The 17,398-nt window shown below is 44.6% G+C and carries 16 protein-coding genes; 6 read left to right on the top strand and 10 right to left on the bottom strand.

The genetic code is table 11. The annotated features are described in order from the left end of the window. Nucleotides 1-571 precede the first annotated feature (571 nt). Together polX and NTX75_08655 are read right to left on the bottom strand one after the other, a co-directional pair. Nucleotides 572-2,308, bottom strand: coding sequence for a DNA polymerase/3'-5' exonuclease PolX (polX, locus tag NTX75_08660; protein MCX5816298.1), 1,737 nt, complete (start codon nt 2,306-2,308; stop codon nt 572-574). Nucleotides 2,309-2,359: 51 nt separating this feature from the next. Next, on the bottom strand, nt 2,360-2,572 hold the full coding sequence (locus NTX75_08655) for a cation transporter (GenBank protein ID MCX5816297.1): 213 nt from the start codon (nt 2,570-2,572) through the stop codon (nt 2,360-2,362). Between the two features lie 185 nt (nt 2,573-2,757). Here NTX75_08655 and NTX75_08650 point away from each other — a divergent pair, with 185 nt between their 5' ends. Next, on the top strand, nt 2,758-3,333 hold the full coding sequence (locus NTX75_08650) for an EF-hand domain-containing protein (protein MCX5816296.1): 576 nt from the start codon (nt 2,758-2,760) through the stop codon (nt 3,331-3,333). Between the two features lie 275 nt (nt 3,334-3,608). On the opposite strand, the gene NTX75_08645 is transcribed toward NTX75_08650, so the two are convergent. The 7 genes from NTX75_08645 to NTX75_08615 all read right to left on the bottom strand — a co-directional run bounded on the left by NTX75_08645 (nt 3,609) and on the right by NTX75_08615 (nt 11,304). Further along, nucleotides 3,609-4,292: an ABC transporter ATP-binding protein gene (locus NTX75_08645; GenBank protein ID MCX5816295.1), complete on the bottom strand. Its 684-nt coding sequence runs from the start codon at nt 4,290-4,292 to the stop codon at nt 3,609-3,611. Further along, complete coding sequence (locus NTX75_08640; protein ID MCX5816294.1) at nt 4,285-5,484, bottom strand: lipoprotein-releasing ABC transporter permease subunit; 1,200 nt, start codon at nt 5,482-5,484, stop codon at nt 4,285-4,287. The genes NTX75_08645 and NTX75_08640 overlap by 8 nt, the downstream gene beginning before the upstream one ends. Before the next feature lie 12 nt (nt 5,485-5,496). Then, nucleotides 5,497-6,963, bottom strand: coding sequence for a lysine--tRNA ligase (gene lysS, locus NTX75_08635; protein ID MCX5816293.1), 1,467 nt, complete (start codon nt 6,961-6,963; stop codon nt 5,497-5,499). Nucleotides 6,964-7,010: 47 nt separating this feature from the next. Further along, nucleotides 7,011-8,330, bottom strand: coding sequence for a 30S ribosomal protein S12 methylthiotransferase RimO (rimO, locus tag NTX75_08630; GenBank protein ID MCX5816292.1), 1,320 nt, complete (start codon nt 8,328-8,330; stop codon nt 7,011-7,013). After that, nucleotides 8,327-9,133: a TIGR02757 family protein gene (locus NTX75_08625; GenBank protein MCX5816291.1), complete on the bottom strand. Its 807-nt coding sequence runs from the start codon at nt 9,131-9,133 to the stop codon at nt 8,327-8,329. The genes rimO and NTX75_08625 overlap by 4 nt, the downstream gene beginning before the upstream one ends. Nucleotides 9,134-9,207: 74 nt before the next feature. Further along, a complete protein-coding gene (locus tag NTX75_08620) occupies nt 9,208-10,767 on the bottom strand; it encodes an acetolactate synthase large subunit (protein ID MCX5816290.1) in 1,560 nt (519 codons plus the stop codon). Nucleotides 10,768-10,770: 3 nt separating this feature from the next. Next, complete coding sequence (locus tag NTX75_08615; GenBank protein MCX5816289.1) at nt 10,771-11,304, bottom strand: hypothetical protein; 534 nt, start codon at nt 11,302-11,304, stop codon at nt 10,771-10,773. 302 nt (nt 11,305-11,606) lie between these two features. Between NTX75_08615 and NTX75_08610 the strand changes: the two genes are divergently transcribed. After that, nucleotides 11,607-12,389: a transporter gene (locus NTX75_08610; GenBank protein MCX5816288.1), complete on the top strand. Its 783-nt coding sequence runs from the start codon at nt 11,607-11,609 to the stop codon at nt 12,387-12,389. 129 nt (nt 12,390-12,518) lie between these two features. After that, complete coding sequence (locus NTX75_08605) at nt 12,519-13,439, top strand: sensor domain-containing diguanylate cyclase (GenBank protein MCX5816287.1); 921 nt, start codon at nt 12,519-12,521, stop codon at nt 13,437-13,439. A gap of 167 nt (nt 13,440-13,606) precedes the next feature. Here the strand turns inward: NTX75_08605 and NTX75_08600 are convergent, their stop codons facing one another. Further along, nucleotides 13,607-15,304 carry a glycosyltransferase family 39 protein gene (locus tag NTX75_08600; GenBank protein ID MCX5816286.1) on the bottom strand — a complete coding sequence of 566 codons (1,698 nt, stop codon included), beginning with the start codon at nt 15,302-15,304 and terminating at the stop codon, nt 13,607-13,609. A 192-nt stretch (nt 15,305-15,496) separates the two neighbouring features. Here NTX75_08600 and NTX75_08595 point away from each other — a divergent pair, with 192 nt between their 5' ends. The 3 genes from NTX75_08595 to NTX75_08585 all read left to right on the top strand — a co-directional run bounded on the left by NTX75_08595 (nt 15,497) and on the right by NTX75_08585 (nt 17,011). Then, a complete protein-coding gene (locus NTX75_08595) occupies nt 15,497-15,877 on the top strand; it encodes a DUF5329 family protein (protein MCX5816285.1) in 381 nt (126 codons plus the stop codon). 168 nt (nt 15,878-16,045) lie between these two features. Then, nucleotides 16,046-16,579 (top strand): phosphatase PAP2 family protein, encoded by a 534-nt coding sequence (locus tag NTX75_08590; protein ID MCX5816284.1) that lies wholly within the window; start codon nt 16,046-16,048, stop codon nt 16,577-16,579. Nucleotides 16,580-16,696: 117 nt separating this feature from the next. Continuing rightward, nucleotides 16,697-17,011 carry a hypothetical protein gene (locus NTX75_08585; protein ID MCX5816283.1) on the top strand — a complete coding sequence of 105 codons (315 nt, stop codon included), beginning with the start codon at nt 16,697-16,699 and terminating at the stop codon, nt 17,009-17,011. The last annotated feature ends 387 nt before the right edge of the window (nt 17,012-17,398 follow it).

Raw genomic sequence — 17,398 nt, 5'->3', positions numbered from 1 at the left:
ATCCTTTGAATCACGCATTGAAATGGGTATTGCAAAATACACAAAGCCCGACCTTGTAACGCTTCTTGATGAGCTGCATGTTTTCTGTGCTTTAGTGGAACTGCGGATACCGATTGCCCCGGAACCTGCGCCGGAGAAGAAAAAGCCACCTCAGGTGTGAAAAAAGTGAAAGGTGAAAGGTGGAAGGTGGAAGGAGCGGAGTGTGTAGAGCGTGATTAGTCAAACCAATTACGAGTTACGGGAAAAACAGGAGGGTCAGACACTGACGGCCTGTTGCCCAAACAATCATTGGGTACATTCGAGATAGCAAGCCGGAAGAACTTTTTGCGAGTCGCGACTTCGAGCATTTCTTGGGTACCCAGCCGATGAGCTGAAATGAGCCTGCGACCAGGTCGCGTTTAGGCCAATTTTCATGTTCGAAGACCAGGTCAAGTTTGAAAATTGAATGGAAGCGAATCGATGCATGGGTAAGAAAGCGCAGGGAGCAGAGAGCAAAACAGTGTTCCGGCGCCAAACCGATTTGGGCAACAAATCGTTGACATTTGACAAATTGACGTATAACTGGTAGAGATTATTTAGATTTATGAAATATGCCGATCTTTCTATTTTTGAATATATCCTTTATTTCTGAGGCAGTTCGCGTATTGAGTATATCTTTCTTTTCCTGCCATCCCTTTCTCGCAATCCCGATACCGTAGAATATCTCAGCAAGACCGCCAGTTGCGTGGGCATCCGGATTGATTGAAATCATGACGCCTTTCTCCTTTGTGTACTTCATGTATCTCCAGTCTATGTCGAACCTGTACGGGCTTGCATTCAGCTCAATAATAACATTGTATTCCGCCGCCCCGTCTATGATGGTTCTCATATCTACATCGTATCCATCTCTTGAAAGCAGGAGGCGTCCCGTCGGGTGTCCAAGCATTGTGGTATAGGGATTCTCAAGCGCCCTCAATATCCTCTTTTCCTGGTCAGCCCTTTTAAGATTGAAGTTAGAATGAATGGAGGCAATGATAAAATCAAAGCCCTTCAGAACTTCCTCTTCGTAATCAAGGCTCCCGTCCGGTTGAATGTCGCTTTCGATGCCTTTGAATATGTAAAAATCCCTATCCTTCCCGTTCAATCTGTCAATAATTTCCCATTGTCTTAAAACCTCATCCACCTTGAGTCCCCCAGCATAGTAGGCGCTCTTGCTGTGGTCTGAAATGCCGATATACGAAAGACCCATCTTTTTTGCGGTATCGGCCATCTTCTCAATCGAATCAACCCCATCGCTGAATTCAGTGTGAATGTGAAATGTGCCTTTTATATCCTCAAGTGTCACCAGGTCAGGGAGCCTCCCGTTTTCTGCTGCTTCTATCTCGCCCATATCCTCCCTTAATTCAGGCGGGATATACGCAAGGCCCAGCGCCCGATAAATCTCTTCTTCGTTCTTCAATGGTATGGGTTTCTCTTCCTCGAAAAGACCGTACTCGCTCAGCTTCCATCCCTTTTTCTTCGCAATACCCCGAAGCCTCACGTTGTGTTCTTTGCTTCCCGTAAAATACATAAGGGCAAACGGAAATTCAGATTCGCTTACCACCCTTAAATCAACCTCTACGCCGGACTGCAGACGGCACGATGTCTTTGTATCGCCTTTCAGCAATACTTCGCTTACCTCAGGCATTGATATAAAATATGATGAAATACGTTCATGATCTTCCCCGCCCACGAGGATATCAATATCCTTCGCAATTTCTTTCCTGCGTCGAATACTGCCGCATACCTCTACGAATTGCGGCTTCACTATGGTTGTGAATTTATCTCTGATGTTCTCCGCCGCCGGATAAACATCACCAAATAAAAACTCGCCCTGATGCCTTTTGACAAATTCAATACCCTTTAATATTTTCTCCTGGGTCTTTTCCCCAAAACCGGGAAGGACAATGAGACGGTTCTCCTTGCAGGCATATTCAAGCTCGCCCACATTGGTAATTCCGAGTTCATCATATAACACCTTAATCTTTTTTGGACCCAGATTCGGTATGCCCGTAAGTTCCAGGAGTGACGGGGGGATTTCTTTTTTCAAATCCTCATAGTATTCCATCCTTCCTGTTTCGCTGTATTCCTCAATCTTCTTTGAAAGCGCTTCTCCGATCCCTTTTATCTCCCTGAGTCTTTTGCTTTTTATTATCTCTTCAAGGTTATCTATTCCGGAAAGCGTTTTCGCAGCATTATAGTAAGCCCTTGTTTTAAATGGATTATCATCCTTTATCTCAAGAAGCGTACCAATCTCTTCCAGTATTTCAATGATTGATTTGTTTGACATAAATTATTGTTTTGCCGGGGCTGCACAGTACCTGCAGCTATATTGCTATGCTCACTTAAAGCCGCGGCTTACTTTAAACCCGGTCTTTTCTATGGCCGCCTCAATTTCTTCCTTTTTAACCTTCGATTCATCATATTTTATTGCTGCACTTCCTATAGCTACATCAGCATTCTCAATACCTTTCAACCCTCCAATGGCCTTCTTCACAGCCATTACACAGTGCTGGCAACTCATACCTTCAATTTTGATATCCGTTTCTGCCATGACGAAACCTCCATAATGTTTATTGCATTATCAACTTCCATTTTCCTACAACAAGAAAGAATTTACAACCAAAAAAACCTCCTCGATATGTAAAGGTCTTGACATGTTATATGTCCTCTTTATATAACACAACGTAATCAATTGAAGGTGTCTTGACAGACAATTTTATGAAAAAGGAAATATACATGAAGAAAACCTTAATAATAATCATCAGTATCATAGCCTGTATTACCCTGGTGTCGACAGGCTTTACTAAGGAAAAATCATCCGAAAACCCTCCAAAGATAAGGATGAGGGTAAGAACTAAGGGGGATTTCGTTGGTAAAGTCGTCAAGGTTGACACCACAGATAAAATAATATCCGTCAGAAACAAAGGAATAGTGGTCACATTTGATGTGGCCAATCCAAGATTGATAGGCTACAAAAGCCTCGACCAGATTAAAACGGGCGATCCAATTTCGGTCGGATATACCGGCGATGGCGCCATCATATCGAGGTTCACGGGAAAAATTCCGGTAATGCCGACGGGGCCCTCTCAGCAAAAAAGAACAGCCTCCGTTTCAAAGAAGGGAGGCCCTGTACGCGTGAAAGAACGGACAAACAGCACTGTATTTAATGATGTGGACCATAATGCAGATGGCAGGATCAGCCCTGCAGAATTGAGCGCCATTATCCCGGGCCTGACCATGGAACAATTCAAAAAATACGACAAAAATGGCGATGGGTGTCTCGACAGGGGGGAATATAACGCGGCGAGATAAGCGTTTGTTGGGTTTCTTGAGTTTATTGCGTTTATTGCGTTTCCTTAATCACTCAATTACTCAATCACTTAATCACTTTATCCCGGATATGTCATTGGAAGCGGTGTCGGGGTATCCCGGAGCAAACCGTCGAGAGGCGAGGAAGCTTGGTCTTTTGCTGTCAAGCAAAAGTTTCGAAGCCGAACGCGAGCGATTGAAGCCGCTGGAGCGAAATGAGCGTGTTTGAGAGGGATGGTCCGACACCGATACGTATCTTAATGGAAAATCCGGGTTAATTACTCTAACGAGAAGAGCTCCCCATCAACCATATTGAACCTTCTTTTCCCCAACAGACCTATTTCAGGATCATGCGTCACGAGTATAAGGGTTGAGGATATACGTTCATTTATGGAAAGGATATAATTAAGCACCTCTTTACCCGTCTTTCTGTCGAGGTTTCCTGTGGGCTCATCGGCAAGGATAATCTCCGGCTCATTCACTAATGCCCGTGCGATGGCCACCCTTTGCTGCTCCCCACCGGAAAGTTCTCCGGGTCTATGATTTCTCCTATCCTTCAGGCCCATAATCTCCAGAAAGGTTTCCGCCTTTGCAATAGCTTCGATACTGCCAACCCCTTTTATCAGGAGTGGTATGGTAATATTTTCAATAACGGTAAAATCCTGCAAAAGATGGTAAAACTGGAAGACAAAACCCACCTTTTCGTTCCGGAACTTGCTCGCTTCATCTTCGGTAAATCCGTTGATATTCCTGCCTCTGAAAAATATTTCACCTTCAGTTGCAGTATCCAACGTTCCAAGGATATGGAGAAATGTGCTTTTGCCGGCGCCTGAGGGCCCCATAATGGTGATAAAATCAGCTTCATAAATATCAATATCGAGCCCCTTCAATATATTGAGCTCCACATTGTTCTTGTTAAAGCTCTTTTTCAGTCCTGATACCCTTAAAACCGTCTCACTCATACCGCAATGTCTCCACAGGGTCGATTTTTGAAGCCTTATATGAAGGGTAGAGCGTTGCAAGGATACATATCAGCATGGTAACAGATGCAACGAGTGCAACATCAAAGAGGCTTATTTTGACAGGTAAACTACTGATGTAGTATATGTCTTCCGGCAACTTTATAATCTTGTATCTCCTTATAATCTCACATATGCCGTAGCCGCTTATTGAGCCGATCAGGGCGCCAAAAACTCCTATCGTCACACCTTCCACCATGAATATTTTCATGATGCTCTTCTTCTTTGCCCCCATGGCCTTCAGAATTGCAATGTCCTTTTTCTTCTCCATGACCGTCATGATGAGAGAACTTATGATGTTGAAACTCGCCACAAAAATAATAAGGGCGAGTATGATGAACATGGCAACCTTTTCGAGTTTTAACGCCGAAAAGAGGTTTTTGTTCATCTCGATCCATGTCCTTGCAAAATAGTTGCGCCCCAGCCTATTCAATATCTCTTTTCGCACATCATTGGCCTTATAGGCGTCCTTTAACTTTACCTCTATGCCGGTGGCGCCGATGCCCATGATACTTTCCACATCCTTGAGGGACATGATGATGAGGGTGTTGTCAATCTCATACATGCCCGTTTCAAATATCCCGCCAACCTTGACCCGTACAGTCTCGGGCATGGCGCCCATGGGGGAATAGCCGCCAAAAGGGACCATTATCGTGAAGGCATCTCCCGGAAGAAGGCCCATGTGTTTTGCCAATTCCTTACCGATAAGTATATTGCCCTTTTTCTCCAAGGCACTGATGCTGCCTTCTTTGAGAAGTTTTTCCATAAATTTAATATCTTCTGCGTTCAAACCTTTTACAGCTACACCGGATAATTGCCTGCCGCTTTGCACCATAGCCTGAAAGGTAATGAAGGGAAAGGCATGGGTCACGCCATCAACCTGTTTTATTGTATTGACAAGATCTCCCGGCGCTTTTACATCTCCCTCGATACTTAATACGAGAACATGAGGGTTAATACCGAGTATACGCTCCCGTATCTCATTCTGGAACCCTGTCATGACGGCAATAACAATAATCAACGCCATAACCCCTATCGCGATGCCAACTACCGCTATCCAGGTAGTAAAGGATATAAAGGCCTCTTTTCGTTTTGAGCGGAGATAGCGAAGCCCTATGTTAGTTTCGTAGTTCATGTTTTAGCTTTCTCATGGTCTCAGCAGTGGAAAAAGGATTACCTCACGGATGGAGGGGCTGTCTGTAAGGAGCATTGTTAACCGGTCAATCCCAATGCCTTCGCCTGCAGTCGGCGGAAGTCCATATTCGAGGGCCGTTATATAATCTTCGTCCATCATGGCGCCCTCTTCCTTTGCCCTTATCTGTTCCTCAAACCTTTCCCTCTGGTCCTGAGGGTCATTCAACTCATTAAACCCGTTGGCTATTTCCATTCCGCTGATATAGAGCTCAAACCTCTCCGTAATATCCGGATTATCCTTGCTCCGCTTTGCCAGCGGCGACACCTCGACAGGGTAATGGGTTATAAACGTAGGCTGTATTAACTGCTTTTCGCAGAGCTCTTCAAATATCTTCGTGATAAGCTTCCCCTTCGTTTCTTTTTCAGCGCCTTCAATTTCAAGTTCCTTTGCATAGGAGGCAAGTTTCCCTATATCGCCACCCACCTGGGTCAGATCAAAACCGCCTAATTCTCTCAACGCCTCCTCCATGGTAATCCTCCGCCAGGGGACTGAAAAATCTATTTCCTGTCCATTATATGTGACTTTATAACCACCAAAAAGTTCTTTTACAAGTGACGAAGCCATATTTTCCGTAAAGGCCATGAGGTCTTCAAATGTTGCGTAAGCCTGATAAAATTCAAGCATGGTAAATTCAGGATTATGGCGAACAGAGATACCTTCATTCCTGAAATTGCGGTTTATCTCAAAAACCCTCTCGAACCCCCCCACTACCAACCTTTTAAGGTATAACTCGGGGGCTACCCTGAGGTAAAGATCCATTCCCAGGGCATTATGGTGTGTTATGAATGGCTTTGCCACTGCACCGCCCGGGATCACATGCATCATCGGCGTTTCTACTTCAATGAAATCTTTATCTATAAAATAATTTCTGATGTATTCGATAATCTTTGCCCTTCTTATAAAAACATCTTTCACCCGCTCATTCACAATAAGGTCAAGGTACCGCTTTCTGTACCGTTCTTCCACATCCTTCAGGCCGTGCCACTTCTCGGGGAGGGGACGCAATGATTTTGTGAGAAGCTTTACGTTGCCGGCAAGGATTGTCAATTCCCCCGTCTTTGTCCTGAATACCCTGCCTTCAACACCCACTATGTCACATATATCAAATTTCTTAAAGATGCTGTATTCAGGTGACTTGAGCATATCCTTTCTCGCATAGACCTGAATTTTTCCTTTTCTGTCCTGAATGTGGATAAATAAGCTCTTTCCGAAATCCCTGAATGCCATAATCCTTCCCGCTACAGAGACATGCTCTTCTGTTTTTTCCAGTTCATCATGGGAAAAGGAACTGTATTTTTCTTCCACATCTCCTGTGGTTATGTAGGGCCCGTTATCCTGAGGATATGTCTCAATGCCAAGCTCCCTCAACGATTTTTCCTTTTCCATTCTTACAGCAATTAATTCATTAATCGGTTCCATATGTTTGCTCCTGTTATTTTGGACCTGCGAAGCGCTGTTCGTGCTTTTTACACTTCTACTATAACATCATAATCGAGGGTTTTCACTATTTTACCGTCTCTTATCTCTCCTATGGCGCAATCGCCACTTACAAAAGCTATGCCATCAATATCCGGGGCCTGTGTAAGAAGCCTCCCCACCATATGTCCCTCGCCTTTCCCTTCAACGATAACCTTCACTGATTTTCCTTCAAGAATTTTCATCCTCTTTTTTGATATTTCTTTCTGTATCTCCATGATCCTGTTGTATCTCGACTGCTTTATGCCTTTCTTCACCTGCCCCTTCAATTTGAATGCAGGGGTGCCTTCTTCCCTTGAATACATAAAAGCGCCGAGCATATCAAATTCCCATCTCTTTATGAAATCACATAAATGTGCAAAATCTTCGTCAGTTTCACCGGGAAAACCGACAATGACAGTAGTCCTCAATACCGCTTCAGACATAGCGCTCCTGATTGTATATATGAGGGTCTCAAGGTCTGCTTTACTGTAACCCCTTCTCATCAAACCAAGAATGCTGTCTTCAGAGTGCTGGATGGGTATATCCATATATTTGATAATCCTTTCCTCGCTCCTGATAAGATCTATCAGTTCTCTGTCTATGCCCTTCGGGTGCATGTAAAGAAGCCGCAAGAAAAAGTCTCCTTCCATTTTAAGGAGATACCTTAACAATTGTGCAAGACTAAGGCCGTCATGCCTTCCATAAGAAGTAATGTCCTGGCCTATGATATTGATCTCTCTAAAGCCGCTCTTTAAAAGCCATTCAAACTCTTTTCTGATATCCTCAAGGGTTCTGCTTCTAAGCCCACCCCTGATATCCGGGACAGAACAGTAACTGCACCTGTTATCGCAACCCTCCTGAATCTTCAGATAAGCTGAAGGCTTACCGGTGAGCACCTTTCTCGGAAATGTTTCCGCAAATTTACCTTCCCTCAGAAAAAAGCCTTTTTTGTCTGAAAATCCCCCCTTGCCCCCCTTTGTTAAAGGGGGGAATTGGGGGGGATTGAATGTTTCGTTAATAATGGTTTCGATTTCAGTATAAAAATTTCTGCCTATAAAAAGGTTAACCTCCGGTAATAACTCGCGGAGTTTTTCTTTGTAACGCTCAACAAGGCAACCCGTTACCACAATCTTTTTACTGTGTAACGCCTCCTCAAGTATGGTCTCTATAGACTCTTTCGCTGCATCGGCAATAAAAGCGCAGGTATTCACAATGACAATATCGCACTCTTCGGTCAACACGTGTCCTGCGTTTTCTAATTTCCGGGCAATATATTCCGATTCTGTAAGATTTTTAGGGCAGCCAAGACTGATAATCTTAAATTTCACTTGATGAACTCCTCATATTTGTTTAACTTAAACTGAGTATCCCTGGCTACTAAAACACACTTGTTCTCGCATTCAGGCATTCTTTTACCGGTACATCCGGCACCTATGCCCACCCCGTGGCACAGGAAAAAATCGTATTTCAGGGGATCTTCAGGAGAAAACATTTTCAGAGTCTTTGTGATCTCGGAGGCGGCCTTATATGAAGGGGTATTATACTCTATCCACCCCATACAGTTGGCTATCTTGAAAACATGGGTATCGAGAGGTATGATTAAATCTTTTTTATCTATAAATTCCCATAATCCTGCATCAATCTCATCTTTTCGCACCATCCATCTGAGATAGAGGTTCCATCGCTTCATAGGATTTGAGCGTAATGGTTTCGGAAAAAAGAATGTGAGCTTATCACTGCTACCGAAAAGATGTTCCCTTGCCCTCCACAGGGCATTCCTCACATCTCCTTCATAATAGAATTTCACCATATTGCCGATACCGCCGAACTCATTCATAATCCTTCCTAAAACTGTGAAAAGGAGAACGATATCCTCTTCCTTTTGAAATCTGTAATAAAGTCCTTTAAGGATTGTAAAGTCTCCTTTTATAATAAAGAGGTGCGGGCTGCTGCCCATACGCCCAAAAAGGTCCTCAAGAAATTTTTTGAATATATCTATCTTCCCGTAAGCAAACTGGGATGCAAGAAAACCAACAATTTCCTTGTCCCTGTTATCCTTATACCGGTACAAAAATTCTACAGGATCGTTGTTAACGAGATGAGCAAGGTTAGCTTTCTCCTGATTATAGATGTCATCGAGGTTAATCGTTTAATGCTCCAAAATCCAGCAATGCATGTTTTATTGGTTTGAACCAGTATCAAGTATCAAGTATTATTCAAAACCATCTCAATTAAATGAGGTCCCGGTTCAGCCAAGGCCTTACCAATCTCTTTTGCCAGTCCTTCTGCCGTATTGACAGTTACGGCCGGAACACCGAATCCTTCTGCTATTTTTACCCAGTCGATGGTCGGATTATCAAGCTCGATAAGCGATTGCATGCTTTTACCGGGTGATTCGATACCTGCACGCACAAGTTCCATCTTTAAAATATTATAACTCCTGTTTGAGCACATGAGCGTTGTTACATGTAAAGATTCCCGCGCTTCAGTCCAGAGGCCCTGTAAAGTGTATAAGGCGCTTCCATCAGCCTGAAGATTGATCACAGGTCTGTCCGGGCAGGCAATGGCTGCACCAACAGAGCAAGGGATCCCATAGCCAATGGAGCCTCCTGCTATTGTCATCATGCTATGGGGAGGCAAACCTGCCGTAAGGGAGTAATACGACAATGTCGAAGTAAGTCCTTCATCCACTATAATTGCATCTTCAGGCTGTAATGCAGCGAGGATAATGCACGCCTTTTCAGATGTCAATGCACCCTCAAGGAGTGGCGGGCGATTTAATTTTGTTACTATTCCATCCATAGCCTTCGTATTTATTGGGGCCCTCAGGAGGTCGGCCAGATATTCCATTGCTTCTGCAACATCCTCTTTACCCATACCGATAGAAACCTTTTCCTGGTTATGCCCCAGGATAAAGCTCGGCACACCATTATAGCCAAAGAAAGCGACCGGTTCCTTTGCGCCTGCCAGAATTACCGCTTCATACCGGGACAGCATTTCGATTGCCCCTTCGGGAAAATAGGGAATTCGTACCACATCCGGAAACCCTGCGCCTCGCTCCATATAACCGGGGAATGATCCTGCAAAAAGATCACATCCGGTAGCGGCTTTAATATGACCCGCAGCCTCCAAACCTCGCCTTCTCAGCGCCCGCCCGCCTAATATAACAGCCGTCTTCTTTCCGGATCGTAAAAAACCGGCTGCTCTTTCGATTGTATCTGTATCAACAGGGTCATAGGGAAACTCCGGTGAAACAGCCTTTGCATTTCTCCACTCACTCAATTGGAGGTCATGGGGCACAATCAGGCTGGCTATCCGGCCATACATCGTGGCAGCAATAGCGTCAGCCACATCCTGAGATAACATTTCGACAGAATTGCAGTTTTTAAACCATCCGGACACACTGCCTGCCAGCGCTTCAATATCCATTGTCAATGGCGCATCAGCATGGCGGTGCCAGGTTGCATGGTCACCTATAATATTGAGCAGAGGCGTCTGTGCGCGCCTCGCATTGTGGAGGTTGGCAATGCCGTTGGCAAAACCCGGCCCATGGTGAAGGAGCGTCATGGCAGGCTTATCCAGCATCCGGCCATACCCGTCGGCTGCTCCGGTACATACCCCTTCAAACACCCCGAGAATGGCCCGAATCCCGGGTTCTGAATCGAAGGCGGCAACGAGTGGTATCTCTGTAGTGCCGGCATTGACAAAACATACCTCAACACCTGCCGCGTGTGCTGTTTTTATTATAATTTCAGCGCCGTTCATATCTTAAACCAGCTTCTCTTTCCACTCAGCAAAACGACCTTTAAAAACATCCCTTACCTCTTCCATGCCCGCTTTCCATTCATCCCACACCTCTGTGTTCGGCTCCAATCCATCGCCGGAAACACTGTTCTCATTAAGGTGTTCCATTATTTCTTTCCGGATTAGCATCTCCTTCCGTTCCATCTGCTCGGCAAATCTCTTCTGCAGCATCTCAAATTCACGCTTTAAAGGCTCCTCGAGGTCACTACAGACAATGTCGAATAGCTCAAGCAGTCGTCCGTTCTTCTCTTTAATATCAAACTCATCGATGAATAAATCTATAAATACCGATCTCTTGAGGTTCTTATCTGCGTTAATGCCATCGAGTTCTTTTGTGACGCCATCAATCTCCGTCATGCCTTCAAGATACCGCCGGACCGCCGCCCTCACCTTACCTTCTATCTCCTTTTCAGCCAAGGCCCTCTTTTCTTCTTCCCCCAGAACGAGGTTTCTTGTTCTCTCCATTGCCAGTTCTATCGCACTTTTGATCACAGCCATATCTTCAACTCCCGTTACTCGTATCTTAACTGCAGTGAATAGTGAATAGTCGTTAGTCAAAAACCTATTTGCCATTCACAACATTTCATGTTTTCTGCCTTTTTCACTATTCACTATCTACTATTCACTATTCACTATCTACTATTCACTATTCACTATTCACTATTCACTATTCACTATTCACTATTCACTATTCACTGCTTAATATAAAGTTTCAGCGTTGTTTAATCAAGAAAAAGAGTTTTGAAAAAAGAAAAAACAGTTTGACAAAAAACTGCTCATAAAGGCTTAATAAAGGCAAGATGCCGGTTAGTATACTCATTATGCTTCTGACCATTCTCACGTTCTCCGGAACCGCCTTTGCCGGACGGCCTTTGATTACCGATGATACAAGCACACAGGGGACAGGAAAATACCTGCTTGAACTGAGCGGAGAATATTCCCATGACGATGATGAAGGTGTAACTGTAAACAAAAAATCAATAACGGTGGAATTAGATTACGGGATTAAAGACAATATCGACCTTACCGTCTCTTCAGGGTATCAGAACTTCCAGATTGATAATTTAGGAAATACAAGCTCACCGGAGGGTATCACTGACACTTTGATAGAATTGAAATGGCGCTTCTACGAAGATAAAAATGGTCTGAGCCTTGCAATTAAACCGGGCATTTTTATTCCCACCGGTGATTATACAAAAGGTTTTGGCGGCGGGGACGTGAGGCTTGGAACCGGAGAGGTGCGATACAGGCTCTATTTCATCGGCACGAAAGAGTTCAAACATGCTGCATTTCATTTGAATCTTGGCTATTTGAGAAATGAGGCCATGTATGATGCGAGAGAGAACCTGTTGCACGCATCCTTTGCAGGGGAATGGAAGATCACTAAAAAATTCAAAATTGTAGGAAATATCGGGGTTGACACAAGCCCTGACACAGACTCCTGCATCGATCCTGTTTTTCTTCTGGGTGGTTTCGTTTACTCACTTTCAGACAGAATTGATCTCAATCTGGGCGTAAAGCGCAACTTGAATGATCCGGGATATGACCTTACCTTTACCGGCGGAATATCAATAAAGTTTTAAGCATCTAATTTTATTGCAATTTTATGTTATTAGAGTTATTTTAAAGAATATGGGTAGCACAATATGCAGAAGAAACGAACTACCCCGCAGTACGTTGCGGGGCAATCGCTGACAAAGGGAGGGGGAACAATGGCAAGGGCCATCGCAGAAGACCAAAACAACAATTTTTATACGGAATTGCTATGCGAAAACAGCACAGCGGCGCTCATCCTTTGCGACAGTTCAGAAACGATCATTTACTGCAACCAGGCCTTTTTAAATATATTCAATTTTAAAAAACGCAAAGATGTCATCGGCAAAACCCTCTCTATCATACACACTTCCGGAGAAAGCTACAGATCATTTCTCAAAAAACTTCACCATGCGGTACAAGTAAGAAAACCACTCATATTTGAATGGGAATTATCGAAAAAGGACAAATCATCCTTCCATTGCGAAATCAATGTAAAGACCGTAGAAGACGATAAAAAATCAATTGCCTACTCTGTCCTGACGATCAAAGACATTTTACGCTGGAAAAAACACGAGACGGAACTTGCGCATAAGACAACCCACGATCTTCTTACAGGTTTTCCCAATCGTATCCTGTTTAGTGACCGTCTCGCTTTAGCCCTTATCCATGCCCAGCGCAACAGAGAAAGGCTTGCAGTGCTCTTTTTTGATCTCGATGCCTTTAAAGACGTTAATTACAAATTCGGGTATAATGTGGGGGATCTCCTCCTGAAGGAAACAGGCAAAATATTAACAAAGTATCTGCGAAAAGGCGATACCATTGGACGTTTTGGCGATGACGAATACGTTATATTGTTACCGGGCATTATCAGAAAAGAAAATGCTGCCCAGGTTGCAGAGAAACTTCTTCAGGCATTCCATTCCCCTTTATCTATTGATGGATATGAGCTTTCCATTACGGCCAGTATTGGCATTTCAATATTCCCTGAAGATGGTGAGACTTGCGAGGAGCTTGTAAAAAACGCAGACATCGCCATGTTTTTTGTGAAAAATATGGGGCGGGACAGCTTTAAGTTTTACTCAGCAGTAACAACGTAGATAGTTTCTCTGGTTTCTCTCGTTTCTTGTGCCAAGGGAGTTTTATCGCGCTATACGTAATAAAGTCTGTTTTGTTCTGTAAGATCGGTTAGTTAAATATGTTTTTCCTCCATAGTTCGTTATGGGGTGTTACTCTTAATTCTTTAAAGGATAAGGGTCACCAATTCTTACGGTTTTCTGTATTGTTTGTTTGAGAGAAGCACGAGTGTCCGGTCTGTTCCCATCTCTTGCTTCACCAGAACAGAGAACTTGCCTGTGGACAATAATTTCTTTTCCATTTCGTCTTTCTTATCCCTGATCATGATAAAGAAAGGTTCTTCTTTTTTGAGAAGATCATTCCCGAGTTCCTCAATTTCAATGACGTAACGCCCTGTGTAGAAAGGTACAGCGCCCCGCAAGGTTTCATCGGGCTGATAGGCATAAAGCGGCTGATCGGCTGGTACGGTAGCCATGACCTGACGGGAGAAAGGAACGAAGCTCTTGTGACCATCCAGGATGGGAACTATGGCTATCAGGGCAAAGAGCAGCACAATAATGATCGAGAGATTGATTGAAATCCAGTATTTTTTGAGATTCCCACGGTAAAGGCACCAGACCCCTGCAAGAGAGATTGCCGTGACAAGTATGGAAACAACAAGGACCGCAGCGAAGAAATTACCGGAGACACCGGTGAGGAACACCTTCTTCATAGAGAAATAGGCGGGCATCAGAGCAAGGCCTATGATAAGTAAAAACACATCAAAAGCCCAGAGGAAGACCTTTCCGACCCTGTTCAGCCCCTGGGGTGTCATAGTGGAATTGATATAGGCTGCGGTGAGCATGGCCATAGGCGTGAAGATAGGCATGAGATAAAGCGTCCGTTTCGTCGACGCAATACTCAGAAAGATGATGCCTGAAAGGAACCAGCATTTCGCGAATAGACGGCCTTTTTGCGATGCAGCATTGGCAGTATTTAATTGACCGGGTTTTGAAAAGGCATAATAAAAAACCGGCACAAGCAGGATACTCCAGGGGAGAAAACCGGTCGGAAACCCTGTGAGGTAGTAGTAGAAAGGGCTGTGGTGCCCCGATACACTTCCGGAAATGCTCCCGGCCATGCCGGCAGGAAGGAACCGCTGCAGATGGTTATGCACGAAGAAGACCTTGAGATGTTCCATACCGGCCTGCTGCCAGAGAGCAACAAACCAGGGAAGGGTCATAATAATGAAAATAAGGACACCAAGCCACAGCCGCATCTTAAAAAGTTCCCTGAGATTTCTTTCTACTGCCAGAAAGACGAGGATGGTCAGTCCGGGTATGACGATGCCGATGAATCCTTTCGTGTAGAAGGCAAATGTACATGACACATAGAGGAGGACGTAACAGAGAAGCTTCCTCCTGTTACTCCCGGAAAGATATCCTGCAATAAAAAGACCCATGGCGCACATAACAAAGAATGTAAGAGCGCCATCTACTATGACCCAATGGGCTACCCGGAAGTATTCCCCGGTTGTGGCAAGGATAAGTCCGGAGAGGAGGGCAACCCTCGAACCAAAGAGGAGATTTGCCGTGAAGAAAATAACGAGAACAGATGTGAAAGCGAAGACGGCGGATGGGATTCGCACCACTTTATCGGAAACCCCGAAGGCCTTGAAAGTGAGCGCCAGAGTTCCATAGTAGAGAGGAGGCTCTTCAAGAAAGGGCTTCCGGTTCAACGTCGGAACGGCCCAGTTGCCTGTTTCTGCCATTTCCCGGCCAATCTCCGCAACCCTCGGCTCATCGGCTGTCCAGAGTCCGTGGTTGGAAATACCCAGAGAAAAGAGCGGGATCGCTACAATTAAAAGCAGTATCAAATATTTTAGCATATCATTCTTTTTATCGGTCATAGCTGTTTTCCTTTTTAGCTGAGGGTTTTCTCTTTCGCCGATAGTATAGCATAAAAAAGCTGACGAGAACGTTACCCGGATGAAGGCATACATTTTTTTCGTGTCCAGGTTGATTTCACAATAACATTTGTGATATTTGGTATAAAATAATTGTATCAGCACCGGCCGATTTTGATTAGCACAGGATAAAATATGAACAGAAACTTCATTATTATTGCCATCGCAATTGTTCTTGCTGCGACTATGGTCCTTGCCGAAGATATGAGACCTCAGAAAAATACAGACGAGACAATTGCTTATCTGCTGGCTTTCGTTGCCAAATCCGATTATACCTTTATTCGGAACGGTCAATCCTACACTGGCAAACAGGCATCATATCACATGAATACCAAGCGTCAGTATTTCAAGGATAAGATCGTAACCCCCGAAGATTTTATCCGGCTTGCTGCCACTGAGAGCGTTCAGACAGGTAAACCATACCTGATCAGGACGGAGGAAGGAAAAGAATCACGTTGTGACGAGTGGATGAAGCAGGTCCTGGAGGAGTACAGAAAAACCAGGAAAAACAATTAAGAAAAGAAAAATTACAACTAACAACGGCATGCAGGATAGTGCCCTGACCACAGCAAATCCGGATGTGGCGGTCCTTTTACTTGAGACAGAATTCGTGATTTCACTTTTCATCCGGGGGTCTTCTATGATAGTCTGGGTAATACTAAATTTTGGGTCAATGGGGGTAAAATGATCGGGTTAAGGGCTCTGGTAATTGGAATGCTATTCTGTCTCGTAACCGGCACCGGCGTTCACTCGGGCAACAGCATTGAGGCGGCCGGCGAGGTTCTCACCCTTCTTTTACCGGCCACTGCGGCGGGATTAACCGCCGGTTTTAAGGATGGCCAAGGCGCGCTGCAACTGGTGGAGTCGGTGGCGCTCACAGCCGCCATTACCTACGGTTTGAAATACACGGTAACTGAATCTGCCCCCAACGGAGACAGTCATTCCTTTCCTTCGGCGCATACCTCGCTTTCCTTCTCATCGGCTGAGTTCTTGCGCAAACGTTATGGCTGGGGATACGGCATACCGGCATATGCTGCTGCAACCTTTGTCGCCGTGAGCAGGGTTGAGGCAAAAGACCATTACACGCACGATGTGTTGGCCGGGGCAGCTATCGGCATCGCGAGCAGCTATCTTTTTACCCGGCCATACAAGGGTTGGAACATTCAGGCAGAAGGCGATCAGAAATATCAAGGTATCAGACTGAGCCGCACCTGGTAAGCGGCAACCTTTTTGCGCCATTTCTTTCTGCTAAACCATAAGCAAATATAAGGTTCAACGTTGAGCATAAAACATTGAACGGTTTCTTTACGCTCTATGCTCAACGGGCATCCTTCCATGGATCAGGCCAAAGGGATATTGGCATATGTTCAGGTAAAATTACCTGATAAAAACTACGATGTGGCCGGAGTTATGAACGAGTTAATGAATTACAACCTCAAGCCCGACTCCGTATTGAAGGAAGTGACGGACACATTGTCCGTCATCGCTGATATCTCCGGAAAGTCAATACGGACAATGTCTCGCACAATTTCACTTTTAAAACTTCCTCCTGAAATTCAGGCTGCTATTCGGCAGGAAAATCTCCCTGTTTCACAAGGGCATCTCTTCGCTGCCAACCTCGATTGCCCCGATCTTAGAAACAGTGAATAGTGAATAGTAGTCGCAGACTTTAGCCTACGTGGGCTGAAGCAGGAGTCAGGTTGTGGAAGATAAGATTAAAATTTCAAGGATTTTAAAATATGGCAAAAGACTCCTGTCCCCGAACGGGGGGATGACAGTGAGCTTGATAAAATGCCTTTAACTGTTCACTATTCACTGAATCACTGCCGATATTCGCAATCGATATATCCCGTACGATTTAATCCTGCCGAAGGCGGGACAATGGGATGGGGGGGAATAAGTAATTCTGTAATAGTATTTTGACTTGTAAATTAGATAAAATTGCAGGAGAATTATGAAAAGGAGCATATTACTTTTCCAATGATATTCAGGGAGCACCTGCCGAGTTGGGGAAATCTTCCGGACACCTCGATGGCA

Source organism: Pseudomonadota bacterium, from assembly GCA_026388315.1.
Taxonomy (GTDB): domain Bacteria; phylum Desulfobacterota; class Syntrophorhabdia; order Syntrophorhabdales; family Syntrophorhabdaceae; genus MWEV01.
Note: the sequence above shows the minus strand (reverse complement) of the source record. Positions and strands in the feature narration are given on the sequence as shown.

Bases quoted from the DNA above. Each gene is read 5' to 3' on its own strand.
- polX (MCX5816298.1), bottom strand. From the start codon at position 2,308: ATGTCAAACAAATCAATCATTGAAATACTGGAAGAGATTGGTACGCTT.
- NTX75_08655 (MCX5816297.1), bottom strand. From the start codon at position 2,572: ATGGCAGAAACGGATATCAAAATTGAAGGTATGAGTTGCCAGCACTGT.
- NTX75_08650 (MCX5816296.1), top strand. From the start codon at position 2,758: ATGAAGAAAACCTTAATAATAATCATCAGTATCATAGCCTGTATTACC.
- NTX75_08645 (MCX5816295.1), bottom strand. From the start codon at position 4,292: ATGAGTGAGACGGTTTTAAGGGTATCAGGACTGAAAAAGAGCTTTAAC.
- NTX75_08640 (MCX5816294.1), bottom strand. From the start codon at position 5,484: ATGAACTACGAAACTAACATAGGGCTTCGCTATCTCCGCTCAAAACGA.
- lysS (MCX5816293.1), bottom strand. From the start codon at position 6,963: ATGGAACCGATTAATGAATTAATTGCTGTAAGAATGGAAAAGGAAAAA.
- NTX75_08620 (MCX5816290.1), bottom strand. From the start codon at position 10,767: ATGAACGGCGCTGAAATTATAATAAAAACAGCACACGCGGCAGGTGTT.
- NTX75_08615 (MCX5816289.1), bottom strand. From the start codon at position 11,304: ATGGCTGTGATCAAAAGTGCGATAGAACTGGCAATGGAGAGAACAAGA.
- NTX75_08610 (MCX5816288.1), top strand. From the start codon at position 11,607: ATGCCGGTTAGTATACTCATTATGCTTCTGACCATTCTCACGTTCTCC.
- NTX75_08605 (MCX5816287.1), top strand. From the start codon at position 12,519: ATGGCAAGGGCCATCGCAGAAGACCAAAACAACAATTTTTATACGGAA.
- NTX75_08600 (MCX5816286.1), bottom strand. From the start codon at position 15,304: ATGACCGATAAAAAGAATGATATGCTAAAATATTTGATACTGCTTTTA.
- NTX75_08595 (MCX5816285.1), top strand. From the start codon at position 15,497: ATGAACAGAAACTTCATTATTATTGCCATCGCAATTGTTCTTGCTGCG.
- NTX75_08590 (MCX5816284.1), top strand. From the start codon at position 16,046: ATGATCGGGTTAAGGGCTCTGGTAATTGGAATGCTATTCTGTCTCGTA.
- NTX75_08585 (MCX5816283.1), top strand. From the start codon at position 16,697: ATGGATCAGGCCAAAGGGATATTGGCATATGTTCAGGTAAAATTACCT.